The organism is Candidatus Accumulibacter contiguus (assembly GCF_012940005.1).
Taxonomy (GTDB): domain Bacteria; phylum Pseudomonadota; class Gammaproteobacteria; order Burkholderiales; family Rhodocyclaceae; genus Accumulibacter; species Accumulibacter contiguus.
The window spans coordinates 15846-30468 of sequence record NZ_SPMX01000010.1 but is presented as its reverse complement, the minus strand read 5'-3'; the positions used below and the strand labels follow the sequence as shown (position 1 = coordinate 30468).

Genomic DNA, 14623 nt, shown 5'->3' with positions numbered 1-14623 from the left:
CGGGTTCGAGCAATACGTTAACAATTCAGGGCTTGCCGCGTTGCGATGATCTGCCTGACGGTATGCCATAGTTCTGGCAACGCCGGCTTGCCGGCAGCTTCGCCGGATAGCTCTAGCACCTGCTCCAGCGCCGCACCCTGCAATACACAGCAAAGCTCCGGCAGGGCGGAACGTAGCGCGTAATCGTTGCTGAAGTCGGCATGCTGTCCGACCGCTTCGGCGACAGCACTGGCGATGGCCAGCGACAGACTGGCTGACAGGCATTCACCGGGTGGGCAGGCCTGCAGCAGTTGATGGAGCAATGTTCGCAACCGGGATTTGCCATCCTTCAACTGCTTTTCCCAATAGCGCTCGCGTCTCGCCAGGGGCAACAAGGCGAGAATGCTCATGTAATTGTCGGCAGACGGTGTCTCCGGCGAGTGGTCCAACAGGGCTTCGCACCAGGCTACCTCCGGTTCGACAGCCAGCGCGTGGCGCCATGCCCGCAGCAGAGCCTCCGCCCAGTCACTGGAAATCGCCCACTCGACCAGATCGCCAGGGTTCATGCCGGTATATCGGACCCACCAGGCCAGTGGTACCTGCCGGGCCAGTTGAAACAGCCACCAGGCCCGTTCGCCAAGCGCGTCGTGGGTGGGCCGTGTCGCTTCAATGCCATCGGCTTTCCATTCGTCCGCCACGGCGGATGGCGCGTCGAGCCGCCAGTGTTTGCGCAACAACACTCTTTCCTGCCGTAACAGCGCCTGCATGCGCTGCTGTGCCCGCTGTACATGGGCACAGTCGGGCAGTCGCTGCAACAGACCAAGCGTCACCTGTTTCACCTCGCGGCTACGGTCTCTGCGCAAGCTGTCGAGAAGCGCTTCATCGTCCATCGACAAGCCGGTTGCCAGCTCGCCTAGCAGCTCGGCACGTTCGCGCCCAGGCAATTCGCCGAGGATTCCGGTCAGCCGTTCACGCGCCGCAGAAGGATTGCGCCGGCGCTCCTCGCGCAACAGCGCGCGCCGTTGCGCCAGACTGCCTTCCGTCCAGCGCACTTCCTCAGCCGCCGCAGCCTCTACGCCAAAAGCATAGTTCCAGGCGGTATTCTGCCCTGCCAGCCAGACACCGCGCTCACCCAGAACTGGCTGCAATGATTCGCGCAAAGCCAGCGAGCGGCGGCCTTGCTCCAGTGCCAATGGCAGCAGATCGATCGGCAAGCGACAGCCCTTTTTGGCAAGCGACTGAAAAACAAGCTGCTGCAGGCGTTGCGGCCCTTCGCGCAGAGCCCAGGCCAACAAGACCACGGCAGAAGCGTCATCCACGGTGGGCAGCACTTCTCTGGCCGCTGCAGCCGGCACGGGCCCCGGCCAGGCCGTGCCCTGCACGCCGGCCTGAGCGCAGGTAGCCAAGACGGCGGCCATTTGCAGTACACGTTGAGCGGTGTGGTCGCCAAGCACAGCAAGCTCGGCCAGCAGATCACCGATCGCTCCAGCAAGCTCGGGCACCACGGCAGCCTGCCGTTCGGTACCGACCATGGCTACCGGCAGCAATGCGGCCCAGGTACTCACTCCGGACTCCTTTGCCACAGCCCATCGACCCCCCATGCGCTGAGCGGCCGCAGTGCCAGGCCATCCCATTCGCCCATCATCGCGAGCGGGTGACCACCGCTGTAGGCGAGCAATCTCCAGGTGTCGTCATCGCCCAGATGCAGCGCTACGGTTTGGCCTTCGACAAGCAAAAAAGTATGGTCACCGGCCCGCAGGGGTACAGCCGCGGACAAAACCATCGGGTGCAAACGTACCCAGGGGCTGCTTGCGACACGTTCGGCAACCGTCCGCCACTCGGCGCTCAAGGTCGAATCCGGCCATCGGGTCTGTGCGCTTGCCGTCACCTCGGCGACCAGTGCCCGTAGCATGCTGGTGCCCGGAAAAAAGGCCAGGGTTGCTTCGACAGTGGAGCCGTTCAGCCAGGACTGCTCGAATCCCTTGCCGGCGAAGGCATGCTCCAGCAGCAAGGCACGTCGGCCACTGTTTTGCCCATGTAACCACACCCGCCGTTCCGTCAGGTGGTCTTCGTTCTCTTCCCTGATTTGTCCCAAGACGGTCCACTGGTCGGCCAGACGTTTTCCTGTGCTCAGCACCTCGGATTTTTCATACGGCCAACCCGCAATGGTGCGAAGTTCGGCCTGCATCTCCGGAGACAACTCTGCACGGCGGCGAATTGCGGTGCACAGCAAATACAACAGGCCGAGGCGATGCAACAGCCGCTCAGGCCAGTCTGTGCCCCGGCGGATGCCTTGCGCTGCCTCCCGCACTCTCAATGCCAGTCCGGCAGCCTGTGCATCCACCATGCGCGCGGCCATGGTATGCCATCCAGCGAGCTGCTCATCGCCGATGGCGCCCAGCCCGCGGCCGATCTGATCGTACAGCCATGCCTGCAACTCGGTCGCCGCACCTTCGATGCGGCTCCAGCGCTGTGCCTGGCGTTTCAGATCGCGCTGCTCGGCGACTTCGGGATCGACAGGAGTGGCTGTCTCCTGGCGCTGCTTTTCCTCCTTCTTCCGTTCTTTCTCGGCGCGTGTGCTCAACCATTCGCTGACCCAGGCCGGGGCGTCGGTCTGGGTGAATAGTTCCTCCTGTTTGGCACGCAGCAGCAGCAGCGCCAAGGCATGCTTGCAGGGAAACTTGCGGCTGGGACAGCTGCAACGAAATACCGGGGTGGCGCCGGTGATCCCGACTTGTGTCTGGTACGGTTTTGATCCGCTGCCTTGACATGCACCCCATACGGCGACATCGTTCGCACCCAGGACCGGCCACCGGGCAGGCATCACCAGCGCGCGCGCCGCATTCGCCGACGACGCATCCGGCGCCAGCGCCAGCACTGCTTCTGCACCGATGACGGTCAAAGCGCAGGCTCCCAGATCACCTCTTCGCGAATACCCACGCAGGAGGGAAATCGCGGTAGGCCATCGAGTATTTCGCGCAGCCACCAGCCAGTGATCATGAACTTCCTATGCGAATGGGTCTTTGCCGCCATAGGGATGAATGGTATCAGTTCTCCCGAGTTGTCGCTGGCCGCAGATGTACTGGACGACATGCTCGTCATCCGGCCCGGATCGCTTCGAATCACCGCTGGAACGGTCGCCCCTCGCTCTCCACCCCTTACTCGTCAATCCACAGGCCGCCAGGCCCCGACGGGCAGTCCGCGAGGCCGACGCTGACTTCGCTGCCGGCGCGCAACAGCGCTTGTTGCGAACGCAGGAAGAGGCTGTCTTCGCCTTGTCGTTCGAGAAGGTAGCTCTGACTCCCCGTCAGGCCACGGCATGGGGCCTGGACGATAAGGGTGGCGGGGAGCGTCGTGTCCATGATGCCTGCGTTGCGCAGCACGATGCGCTGCTGACCCGGCTGATTGCCCGGCCGCAGTTCGGCGGACAGCCGGATCGCCGTTTCAGTATCGCGAATGACGGCACGCCAGGTGGCGGGCGTCCAGGCCCGCTGGTCGCCGGCAAGCGGCAGGCGGAACCAGACGACACCGGACAGCCGCGGCGGCGGCGACTTTTCGAGCCAGCGCAGAAAGGCCGATACCGTGGCCGGAGGCGCGAACAGTTCGCGTCCCTGGTCCGGCACGCCAGCGACCCGATAGGGATCGACCGGCACTTCGCTCTCGATGGCCCTGATCCGCCCGCGCTCATCGACCACAACGCGCGAGCCGTAGGTCGGCAGCGCCACCCGGAAAGGCTTGTCGATCCGGCGAGCGAGCTGGCTCGTCCAGGCACGTGCGCCGGCGGGATCGAACAGGCTGCGCGCCGATCCGTGCACCGCATGGAGCTGCAGGACGATCTCGTCGGCCGTCGCCAACAGTCCGTCCAGCTCTGAGGCAGCCAACCAGTCGGGCAGCACGGTCAGCGACAGCCGTCGTCCGGAGGGAAGCTCCTGGCGCAGGGCGGCGAGAAAACGCGCGTAGTCGGCGAGTTGGCGTGTACCGCAATCGTGATCGATTTCGATCGTCGTCGATGCCGGCCAGTCGCGCTGCAAGGCGACGATGCCGGCAATCAGCTGCGCGCGGTCGAGCGTCGCCAGCGGCGCTTCGATGCGTACGACAGGAATCGCCGGGCGACCACTGACAGCCAGTGCCGCCGGGTCGACGGCAAGCCGCCGAAAGTTGCCGCCGGCATCGACCTCGCCGGCCAGCACCCGCCAGGCGCGCACGAGGTCGGCCGAATCCCGCAGTGCCGCAGCCAGTGCTGGCGACCAGCGTCGCTGCCAGACATAGGCCTCGTGTTCGAGAGCCTGGGGGCCTGCTTTCTCTGCACAGGCGGCGAGCAGCATGACCGCCAGCAGCGCGACTGGCAGCCGGCGAGCGATCACGGGTAGACGAAGGACTTGACCAGAGTCAGCTCGCCGGGGCGACGCAGGGGAACGCGGAAGACCTGCAGCTTTTCGTCGGGCGTGCCTTCGCGGGTGATGATCGCGACCTGCGCGATGGTGATTTCCTGTCTCTCCGCTTCACCGTATGCGCCCATCCCGGCACCGAAGTAATTGACGTAGATCTGCCAGTTGCCGTGCGGGGGCGACGGGATGGCGTAGATTTCCGGGCCGTAACCACCGGTGACATCGACGTCGAGTGCGCCGCCGTTCTTGGCAATCCGCTCGCCGAAAAAGACATGCTGACCATCCGGAGAAACGACATGCAGATCGATGTCGGTCATGTCGCTGTCCCAACTGAGAACGACGCGCAGACCGACCCGCTGGCGAGTCGGGTTGGCGTCGTAGAAATTGACCCTGCGCACCTGCCGGCGGTCAGCGCTCCGTACTTCGACACTGTTGGCACCGGGCGGAAAAGCGTAGGGACGGGCAAAGAAACCATCCGGGGTGACGCTGAGCGGCATGGCAACGCCATTGACCACCAGCAGCTGCGGCGGTCTGGCCTTGGCCGTCGCGGCGCCGGCGATTCTGCCGCGGATCGCTGCGCCGAGTTCGCCACCATCATCACTGCTGCGCGCCCCCCCGGCATTGACCCGACTGGCCGGGTAGTGGACGTCCTGCAGGTGCTGCGCCGACTCGCCACCGGAGTGCTTCCAGCCACCGCGCGGCGCGTCCAGCGAAATCTGGGCGTCGGCCGCCGCCACCACCGCAAGTAGCGCGCACAAGGCCAGCGATTGGCGGCTCGACAGGTGACTCATTTCTTTTCTCCGTAACGCAGCGAGCGGACAAAGGTCAGGTCGCCGACGCGGCGCAAGGGGACAACCACGGTCTCCTGGCGCTCGTCGGGAGTGTTTTCGTTGCTGACGATGGTGATGCGGGTGGTGATCAGCGGTTTGTCGTGGGCATCGGGATCGAAGTTGTAGCCGGCGGCGTTGAAATTGCCCCAGTAATTGACATAGACGAGATAGTTGCCCGACAAGGGCGTTGCCGTGGAAAATATCTCGGGGCCGCCACCATCGACGCTGTCAACGTCCAGGCCGCCGCCACGCTTGAGCAGTGGCTGCGCCCAGAAGGCATGCTCGCCGTCGGGCGTCAGGATGTGCAGATCGACTTCGGCACGCGGATCGTCCCAGCCGAGGACCACGCGCAACTTGCTGTGCGTCTTCTCGGCATGGTTTTCGTAAAACTGCAGACGGCGACGAGTGCCGCCTGGGGCGACGATCTCGACGCTGTTGCTGCCTGGCCCGAAGGCCCAGGGTTTGACGAAGCGCCCCTGCGCATCGGTGTACAGCGGCATGTCGATGCCGTTGACGATCAGTCGGCCGGGCGGACGATTCTTGCCCGCCTGCCGCAATTGTCCTTCGATCAGGGTGCGATTTTTCTGTCCACCACGATCGACCGGCGGTTTCGGGTAAGCCGCGACGATCGCCGATTCCTTGTCTTCGGCGAGACTGCCGTTACGCCAGCCGCCGCGCGGAGAGTCGAGGACGATGCCGGTGTCGGCAGCGGTGGCCGCGGTGGCAACGAGCAGCAGCGCTACGGGGATTCGACGCTTGCAGGTCCGGGGAATCATGGCATGTCCAGCAGGGTACGCGCCGTCCGTTCGATGAAGTCCTCGTCGCGGCCACGCGGATGGTTGGCAAGAGCGAAATGCAGATACTCGTGAGCGATCGTCAGCCGCTCATTGGCACTGCCGATCCCCGTCGCGTAAATGCGGCCGCGCTCGAGGTCAGCATAGGGGTTGCCATGATCGAGGCGGCACACGCGCGGCAGTGGCGCCGGCGTCTCGAAACCCGGGACGCCGGCGAGCCGCCGCTTCCAGGTGCCCTGCCGGCCAGCCAGCCAGTTCTCGGCACGGCTCAGCGGCTGACATTCGCCGGCATCGGCTTCACCGGCGATACCGAAGCCGGCGCCACCGTAGGCGCTCTCGAGGATTTCGTCCCAGCGCGCGCCGGCGTTGGCGCCGGCCACGGCGGCCTGCCACGAGAGCTGTTGCGCTGCGCTGCGGGTCTGGTGGTAGCGACCGGAGACGCCACTCAGGACCAGGCCATCGCTCCACTCGGCGGCGCGCAGGGCGGCCCGCTCCGGTGGCGCCGGCGAGACGCGCTGGGTGCGGCTGTCATCGTCGAACTCGTAGCAGCCGCGGCCATGTCCGGCGTGGCGCACGAGATAGGTACGTGCAGCGACCGCCAGCGCACGCGCTGCCGCCGCCGGCTGCGCGCCAGCCTCGCGCTGCAGCACGCGGGCGACATACTCGTTGAGAGCGAAGCGGCCGCTGATTTCCGGGCGGCTGGCGGAACGGCCGAGGCTGAGCTCGCCGCTGCTCGCGAAGAACAGGCGGCGGGCGTTGCTGAAACGCGCTTCGACACGACCGCGTAGCGGGCCCTCGGCTGCCGGACGGCCGTCGACCAGCACTTCCGAGAGCGGGTAGCGGCTGAAAAAACGGACGCGTACGCAAGCCTCGTCAGGCGGTGTCGGCTGCGGCAACTGGCCGGCCAGCCACGGCGCCGCCTGCTCGATGACCTGGGCGCTGCTGCCGCTGCCGCGCAGCCACAGCGGCGTTCCATCGGCGAGCCAGCCGGCGAAGCCGCCAATCCGTCTGCCCTTGCCGTCATTCCAGCTCCAGGTCTTGACGCGCAGCGAGTTGCCCAGATGCGAGAGCAGCGGGCGGGCGCGCGCTTCGAGGCTGACGCGCTGCAGCGCGGCCATCGTCTGCCGGCGCGTGTCGGCGTCGATGGCTGCCAGCGCGGCCAGCAGCGAGCGAACCGTGACTTCGCTGGCCGGCTGCATCTTGTCGAGTTCGAACAACCACGCCGGTGCCTGCGGAGCCTGACGCAGCCAGAAAGCCCGCCAGTCGGCCGCCGACAAGGCGAGCCGACGTGGAGAAAAATAGAGGCCGCAGGATTTGGCCAGTGCCGCATCGCGGCCGATGCTCTCGCCGGGGGCACAGCAATACGATTCCTCGCCGGGGTCGCGGCCGCTGCAGTGGTAATCGGCCGGCTGGCGCGTGCCGGCGCTCAGGTAGGCATGCACAAAGACCTTCCACAGGCTGCCGAGCGGCGTCGTTCCGGGTACCGGCATGGCCTCGCTGCCGGCGGCGGAAACACGCAGCGCGGTGGGCGCTTCCGGGTCGCCGAAGACCAGTTCGACAGCCGGTGCCGCCGAGATCCGCGCAGCCGCCAGCAGCAGCCCGGTGGCCAGGCAGTACAGCCGGCAGCGCACTGGCAGGCCAGGGCGTGGTGGCGGCGGGAGTCCTGTCATCACTTGACCTGCACGCGCCTCTCCGTCACCGCCTCGAAAGCCTTCTCATCCGGCTGGTACATGCGCTGAAAGCGCGCCGGCGGCAGAACGAAGCTGCCGCGACTGCCAAAGCGCAGCAGATGACGGAAGACACGGCCTTCGGAAAGCTGGTCGACGGGTACCGCATAGGACAGCTCGCCGGGTTGATGACGCGCCTTCTCCATCGGCACGACGGTATCGCCGTCCAGACCGCGCAGGCGAATTCCCCAGGTTCCGCGCTCGACATCGGCACCCGGCGGCAGCGGCACCTCGAGCAGACCGTAGCGCAGCGACTGCCCGGCGCTGGCGCTGAGCCTGATTTCCTCGAGGTACAGTTCGTTCGAGCGCAGGTCGCCGTCCGCCGCCGCTTCGGCCCTGAATTCGACGGCCTCGCCGGCCAGTGCGGCGCCTTCGGCAGGTGGCTTGTCGGGCGGCTTTCCGGCCGGTTTGGCGGTCTCGGCGACCACCAGACGGTAGAGGCGTCGTTCGAGCTTGACCGGCAGCTTGCCCTGCTCGGGTTCGGCCGAACGGTAACGAACGAAAGCGCTGAGCGGCGCAAGTGGCGGAGTGGCAAGGCTGATGGCGACCGGCATTTCCCTGTCGGTCCAGCGCCAGGTGGCTGCGCCAAACGGGCCGCCGTGCCGCTGCCAGCTCCCCTTGAGGCCTGGCGGCGCGCTTTCCGGCAGGGCACTGCCGCCAAGGGCCTTGTTCCACCAGGTGAGCGCCAGGGCACGGTCGAAGGTGGGTGCGCCAGGGCCGAGCGTCGCCAGCCAGCGCGCAGCGTCCTCCGTCACCGCCCCCTTGCCCTCCATCGCCAGCAGCGCCTGGCCGAGGGCTTCCGGCTGGGCGCGCAGCGACTCGCGCGCGGCATCGATCGCCTGGGCGAGTTCCGGGGCGATGGGGAGCTGCTGCTGGCGGGCCATCTGGCTGATCAGCAGCAGGCTCAGCGAATTGGCCGATGCGTTCGTGCCACCCAGCCAGAGACTGTTGCGACCCGGGCTGCCGGGCTTTGCCGCGGGCAGCGTTGCGGCTTCCTGGATGAGACCTTCCAGGAGGTTGCGCACCGGCAGTTCCATTTCCTGCAGGAACCACACGGCCAGTACACGCAACTGCAGCGGCTCCTTGGCGGCATGCTTGCTGTAGGCTTCCAGGCTCTGCCGCCAGTGCGTCGCCGGCAGTTTGAGGCCGAGCGCGCGCGCGGCGTGCCAGTCGGCGTAATAGGCGTAGGCGGTGAGCCAGGCGCTGTCGGTGGTGCCCGGCCCCCACCAGCCGAAGACCGCTTCCGGCCCGGCCATCTGGACCAGGCGCAGTCGCTGCGTGGCGATCGATTGCGAGATTTCGCGCACGCGCGGCGCATCGGCGGGCAGGCCGCGATAGACGAAGCTGAGCGGCAGCAGGCGGCTGGCGGTCTGCTCGACACAGCCCCACGGAAAATCCAGGAGGTCTTCGGCGATGCGCGCAAACTGCCCGGCGCTGCCCTGCGCCAGACTGATCCGGAGGTCGCGCGCGTCCGCCGGCAGCGTCAGGCGCGTCTCGGCATCGCGCAGTTCCAGCGACTGGCTGCGTTCGGAGAGCCAGGCGGCGGGCAGGACGCCGATCGCCTGGCGCAGGCTGTCGACTTCCTTGCCGCCCTGCGCGAGCACGATCGCCACGTCGCCGCCGACGGGTTTGTCGAGGGCCAGCGGGAGGTTGTTGGCTCCCGGTTGCAGCTCGACTTCGCGGCGTACGGCCAGGCCGCCGCCACTGGCGCTCAGTTGCACCTTGGCCGTGGCGCCGGTCTGGTTGAAGGCGACGAGAGTGGCAGCGGGGCGGTCGCCCAGGCGGAACGTCGTCGGACCCGTCCATTTGGCGTAGAAGTCCTTGTGCGACTCGACGTGCCGCGTCTGCTGGCCGACCACGCCGCCGGCAGTGATCGCGCGCGCGGTGACCCGCCAGCGGGTCAGCGCATCGGGCATGCGGAAGCTGACGCTGACCTTGCCGTTCTCGCCGGTCATCAGCGTCGGCCACCAGCCGGCGGTGTCGGTATCGTCGCGCCGCGGACGCTCGAGAACCTTGACGCCACGTTCCGACAGCGAACGGCGGACCGGCGCGCTGCCCTTGGCCGGCAGACGGGCCAGGTCGTAACCGATGAACGACAGGCTGACCGTCGTGCGCACGTTGTTGCGGCGCGGGTGATAGAAGAAGCTGCCGATGCTGGGCGCGATTTCCGGTTGCAGTACGTAGATCATCTCGTCGACGACGCCGAGGTTGACGAGAGCCGGCGTCGGCCGTCCGGCGACCCGCGTTTCCAGTTCGAGGGTGACGGTCTCGCCCGGAGCATAGCGCTCACGCGGCGTGCGAATGGCGACTTCGACACCCGGAACGGCAACGCGCAGGCCCTTGTTCTGGAAGACATAGTCGCCATTGGCGAGGTAGAGGACGGAGAAAGTGACATTGGGGCCATATTCTTCCCGGACCGGGATGTCGGCCCGCCACTGTGCCGGCGCCACCTGGCTGACGCTCAGCCAGCCAGCCTTGCCGCTGAGCAGTGCGTAAGCCTCGACCTGATCGCGTTCGAGCGTCAGCAGTGCATCGCCGACCGCCTGCGGGAAAGTGATCAGCGCGTGCGCCGTCTCGCCAGCCTGGTAGTGTTCCTTGTCGAAAACGATCTCGACGCTGCCCGGAATCGCTTTCATTCCCTCGCCGGAAACCCAGTGGCTGGTCGCCGCGAGCAGGTTGCCCCTGGCGTCACGCAGGCTGACGGTGTAGGAACCCGGCTCGGGAAAGGCGAGTCGCGCGGAACCGCCATCGGCAAGCGAAGCCTCGGCGAGAGCGCCATCGCGCCGCTGCCGGTCCTCGAGACGGAGAATCTCCCAGCGCGTCGGCTGACTGCCGGGGCCGGCCTTGCCCTGCGGCGTGTAGCGGAAATCGACTGCCTCGCCGGGGCGGGAGAAATAGGCGGGCGCGCTGATCTGCCAGAGGGTGGCGCCACGTTCGATGAGGATTTCCTTGGTCGCCCGTACGCGATACGCGGCGCCGTCCTGCGCCAGCACGCTGAGGATGTAGCGAGCAGGCTCCTCGGCCGGCGGCAGGCTGAAGACAGCGACGCCGTCGCTGCCGGTTTTCAGTTCAGCAGCCTGGATGGCAATGGGAAACTGTCCGCCATAACGCAGTTCGCCTTCGACCATCGTCAGTGGCTGCGCCCGCGCCGTGATACGGACCAGCGCGCCGGTCACCGGCTTGCCATCGGGATAGCTGAGGCGAATGCGTCCGCCGACTGCCTCCCTGGTCTTGAACTCGCTCTTGTCGACGACGATGTCGGCCTCGAAATGCGGCTTGACATAGTCGGCAACGCGGAAAGCGGCCCCGTAACTGTCTTCGCCCCGGACGAAGACGAGTTCCCAGCCGCCAGCCTGCGCCGCCGTCGGCAGGCGAAAATCGGTCTCGCCGCCCTTGGCCGAATCGTAGCGCAGCCGGCGGGTGAGAACCTCGGTCCCCGCCGGGTCGATGACCGTGACGCCAATTTCGCCCGAGGCGACCGGTTCGGAGCGGCGGGCGCTCCTGAATTCCCGGCCAAGGAACTTGACCTGGACGAGGTCGCCGGGACGGTAGAGCGGGCGATCGGTGACCGCGTAGATCTTGGCGTTGTAGATCTCGCTGTCATGGTAGAAGTTTTCCGAAATGAAAACGCCGCCGGCCGGATCCTGACCGTAGATGTAGCTGGTTTCCGGACTCGTGGCGGCCAGACGAGCGACGCCATCGGCGCCGGTGCTGCCGGTCTTGAGGACGCCGATGCCGTCACTCCAGACGACGTCGGCACCACCGACGGCAACGCCGTCCTTGCGGCGAGCGGTCCACACCAGCATTTCCGTGGCGGCATTCTTGGTCACCGCCACGCTGTCCGAGACGAATACCAGGGTCACGGCCCGGTGCTTGCCGACCGAGGCTTCGACCAGGTACAGACCGGGCGTGCGCTGCCCGAGGGGGACGCGAACGTTGCCTTCATTGTTCGGCAGGAACTCGCTGCTGCTGCCGGCGAGCTTGACGTCGGCCGGCGGCACGATGGGTTTGGCGCGATGCACCGGGTAGCGGAAGCGGTCGCTGAGCGTCAGACCAGGCAGTGGCGCATAGGCGGGCGGGTGGCGCAGGCGCGTCGGCGTCAGGATTTCCTTTTCAGTCTTCAACTCGGGCGCGGCGGCGGTCGTCGCCCGGCGTGCCGCCGGCGAGAACAGACGTTTCCAGGCAAAGCGGGTGTTGGCCCAGATCTTGTCCCAGGAGAGCTTGAGCATGTTGGCCATGCCTTCGGGCTGCGGCTTGGCCGGTACCTTGACGCGGTGCAGATTGCTCTGGGCACGCAGGAAGCCGAGCGGATCGGGCACCCGGTAGACGGCGATGTCTACCCCGCCGTATTCGTCCAGCTCTGCCGAGTCGCGCTGGATTTCCAGACGCACCGAGGCTTGTTCGTCAGACGCGTAGCTGGTCTCGGCCAGCAGGAAGAACTCCTCACCGGCAAGCGGGCGATAGTTGGAGTTCGCTGCGGCCATCTCGGCGGCCGTTGCCCGACCGAGAATGCCCAGCAGCGCAAGGATCAGCGTGACAAGAAGGCCAGGCGGTAATAGCCGGCGAAGTTGGGGTTGTCGTCGCGTGGTCGCCACCGTGTATCCTTCCATTGCAGCAGTTGGGCCGGCGTGACCGCACGCAGACCGTGGTCGTAGACCGTCTCGGCAGCCGGCCGCCGCCTGCCGCTGCCCTGCTCCGGCGTTGCCGCCGGCGGCTGGCCGGTGTGATAGGCGATCCAGCTACCCATCCAGATCATCAGATGCTGATCGTCGCCCTGATCGAAAAAGAGCAGGTCGCCGGGTCTGGCCATGGCGCTCTCGCGGCCGAGCCAGCGGCTGTTCTTCTGGATCAGCGCCAGCGCCGTGACGAAAGCCTGCTGCTCTCCAGTCAAGGTCGTCCAGCCATTGAGCAGCGACGCCTGTTCCGGTCGCAGTTCGACTTCCGGCGGCAGGCGGCCGCTGAAACCATTCGCCCGGCGCCAACGCAGATCATGCGGGCGCAGCGCTTCCGCCACCGCAAAGCGCGCCAGGCCGGCACAGTCGCGATGGAACCAGCGCGGCGACGGGCCGCGGCGAATCTGGTCGGCGGCGATGAACGACATCCAGGCGCGGCAACGGTCGGATTGCACGCCGTCGAGCAAGGCCCCGGCGAACGGCGTCGGATGGCCGGCGTCGAGGGCCGTCGCCGGTCGCCAGACGGCACTCAGGGACAGGCATCCGAGAGCGCCGAGGAAGCCCCGGCGCTTCATCACCGGGCATTCTCCTGCAGCGGCCTGATCTCCAGGGCGACGAAACCGTCCTGGCCGGCGGCGGCGGGAACTGCGACGCTCGCCTGCTGTTGTTTCCCCCAGGCCTCCAGGCGCGGCCAGAGGCGATTCCGGGCCACTTCACGAAAAAACGATTCCTCATCGGCCGGCAGCACTTCCTGCACTTCCGCACGCACGAGTCGGGCCACCTGCGGCGGGTCGAAAACCAGCCAGCCGGAAGCGCGCAAACCCGGCTCGTCGCCCAGTGCCGCAGCTTGCTTGGCAGCGACAGCGAGTGCCGCTTCCACCTGGCGACGGTCGGGAGAAAAGAAGATCGTCCCGGCGTGCCAGGCGAGCGCGGGCTCGAAAGCGCGGGCGCCGCCGTCGGGCTGGCGGATGCCGTGTCGCGAAGGGACGGTCGCGGCGTGGATCTGGCTTGCAGCTTCCTTGGCCGAAGTGTTGACCCCGGCGACGGACCAGGATTTTTCTGCCAGGCGGGCAATCAATGGGCCCGTATCGGGCGGCAGTACGCCAGCAGCGCGCGCGATGAAGAGCGGCGCCGAGAGCCGGGAACCGGCATACCAGCACACTGCGGCGATCGGATCCAGGGCAGCGAGTGTGGGCGGTATGGCTGCGTCCTTGCCGAGCAGCGCTGCCAAAGGCTCCGCGGTAGCCGGCCAGTCGACCGGCAGCGCGGTACACAAGGCGGCGCCGAGCGGTGCGGCGCGCCAGATGCTGGTCGTGTCGTGCGTGGAAGCATGGTTGGTCTGCTTGAGGCGGAGGCTGGCCTGCCAGTTGCCATCCTGATGATCGAGACGCAAGCCGGCCAGCGCCGGCAGGAAATGCGCGTAGCCCAGCGTCAGCGCCTGCTGAGCGATCACGAAGGAGTGCTGTGCGGCGGTCGACCAGGGAAGCTTCGCCTGCCACGGGTGGCCGCCGCGCAGCAGGTCGCCGAGAACCGCCTCGGCATCGCCGGTCAGCATGCCTTCAGCGTCGAGCGCGAGTGCCGGGTCGGACAGGAATACCCAGTGCTCACCGCGCCCGGCAAAAGCGAGTGTGCGACCAGCGCCGTAATCGAGCGCGTACAGGGTGATCTGGTCACCGCCCACGGAAAACCTGCCGGCCTGTTTCAACTGCCGATCGTCGAGAGCGATGCGCGCAAATGCTTCACTCAACTTCGCCAGCACGCCACGTTCCAGCCGGGCAACGAAATGCTCGGGGCGTCCCTTGCCCGAGCGCCATAGCCCGATTTCCGCAGGTCCAGCCAGCAGCGTCGATAGAAAACGGTCCTCGATACCGATCTTGTGCTCATAGGCGAGGCGGCGCAGGCTTCCCTCGATCGACAGCCGCGCCTCGTCCTCTTCGTAGTGAAAGACCAGTTGCTCATCCACCAGGCCGGCGAGAATCGGGGCAGCCGCGATATCCTTCGGCAATTCGGCCAGATTGCGGGTGGCGAGCAGCATTTCCGGCTGTCGCAGGTCCACCTGCAGGCGCGATACCCCCTTGTATCGAGGCACCTTGTGCCAGTAGCGGTAAGCCCCGAAGGCGAGAACGATGGCCAACAGCCCAAGGAAGACATAGAGCCCGCGACGGCGCCCCCGCAGGGCAGACGGCTGTGACTCAGTCAGCATGGGCGACCACCACCAGGATAGTCCGGGCA

General features: G+C 66.9%; 9 protein-coding genes. All 9 read right to left on the bottom strand.

Annotated features, from left to right (window positions below):
• Positions 1–17: 17 nt before the first annotated feature.
• Positions 18–1544, bottom strand: a complete 1527-nt coding sequence (locus E4Q08_RS04695) for a DUF5691 domain-containing protein (protein ID WP_034914898.1) — start codon at positions 1542–1544, stop codon at positions 18–20.
• Entirely contained in the window at positions 1541–2881 is a 1341-nt protein-coding gene (locus tag E4Q08_RS04690) for an SWIM zinc finger family protein (protein ID WP_248594697.1), read from the bottom strand. The genes E4Q08_RS04695 and E4Q08_RS04690 overlap by 4 nt, the downstream gene beginning before the upstream one ends.
• Before the next feature lie 256 nt (positions 2882–3137).
• Positions 3138–4343 (bottom strand): DUF3142 domain-containing protein, encoded by a 1206-nt coding sequence (locus E4Q08_RS04685; RefSeq protein WP_169069535.1) that lies wholly within the window; start codon positions 4341–4343, stop codon positions 3138–3140.
• Complete coding sequence (locus E4Q08_RS04680) at positions 4340–5158, bottom strand: YfaP family protein (RefSeq protein WP_169069534.1); 819 nt, start codon at positions 5156–5158, stop codon at positions 4340–4342. Before E4Q08_RS04680 ends, E4Q08_RS04685 begins: the two co-directional genes overlap by 4 nt.
• Positions 5155–5973 (bottom strand): YfaP family protein, encoded by an 819-nt coding sequence (locus E4Q08_RS04675; RefSeq protein ID WP_169069533.1) that lies wholly within the window; start codon positions 5971–5973, stop codon positions 5155–5157. Before E4Q08_RS04675 ends, E4Q08_RS04680 begins: the two co-directional genes overlap by 4 nt.
• Positions 5970–7661: a DUF2300 domain-containing protein gene (locus E4Q08_RS04670; protein ID WP_248594704.1), complete on the bottom strand. Its 1692-nt coding sequence runs from the start codon at positions 7659–7661 to the stop codon at positions 5970–5972. Before E4Q08_RS04670 ends, E4Q08_RS04675 begins: the two co-directional genes overlap by 4 nt.
• Positions 7661–12313 carry an alpha-2-macroglobulin family protein gene (locus E4Q08_RS04665; RefSeq protein ID WP_308240060.1) on the bottom strand — a complete coding sequence of 1551 codons (4653 nt, stop codon included), beginning with the start codon at positions 12311–12313 and terminating at the stop codon, positions 7661–7663. Before E4Q08_RS04665 ends, E4Q08_RS04670 begins: the two co-directional genes overlap by 1 nt.
• Positions 12247–12966 (bottom strand): DUF1175 family protein, encoded by a 720-nt coding sequence (locus E4Q08_RS04660; RefSeq protein WP_169069598.1) that lies wholly within the window; start codon positions 12964–12966, stop codon positions 12247–12249. The genes E4Q08_RS04665 and E4Q08_RS04660 overlap by 67 nt, the downstream gene beginning before the upstream one ends.
• Positions 12966–14594: a DUF2138 family protein gene (locus tag E4Q08_RS04655; protein WP_169069531.1), complete on the bottom strand. Its 1629-nt coding sequence runs from the start codon at positions 14592–14594 to the stop codon at positions 12966–12968. The genes E4Q08_RS04660 and E4Q08_RS04655 overlap by 1 nt, the downstream gene beginning before the upstream one ends.
• Positions 14595–14623 lie beyond the last annotated feature (29 nt).

Coding starts and splice junctions, on each gene's coding strand:
- E4Q08_RS04670 (WP_248594704.1), bottom strand. CDS start 7,661: ATGACAGGACTCCCGCCGCCACCACGCCCTGGCCTGCCAGTGCGCTGC.
- E4Q08_RS04660 (WP_169069598.1), bottom strand. CDS start 12,966: ATGAAGCGCCGGGGCTTCCTCGGCGCTCTCGGATGCCTGTCCCTGAGT.
- E4Q08_RS04655 (WP_169069531.1), bottom strand. CDS start 14,594: ATGCTGACTGAGTCACAGCCGTCTGCCCTGCGGGGGCGCCGTCGCGGG.
- E4Q08_RS04680 (WP_169069534.1), bottom strand. CDS start 5,158: ATGAGTCACCTGTCGAGCCGCCAATCGCTGGCCTTGTGCGCGCTACTT.
- E4Q08_RS04675 (WP_169069533.1), bottom strand. CDS start 5,973: ATGATTCCCCGGACCTGCAAGCGTCGAATCCCCGTAGCGCTGCTGCTC.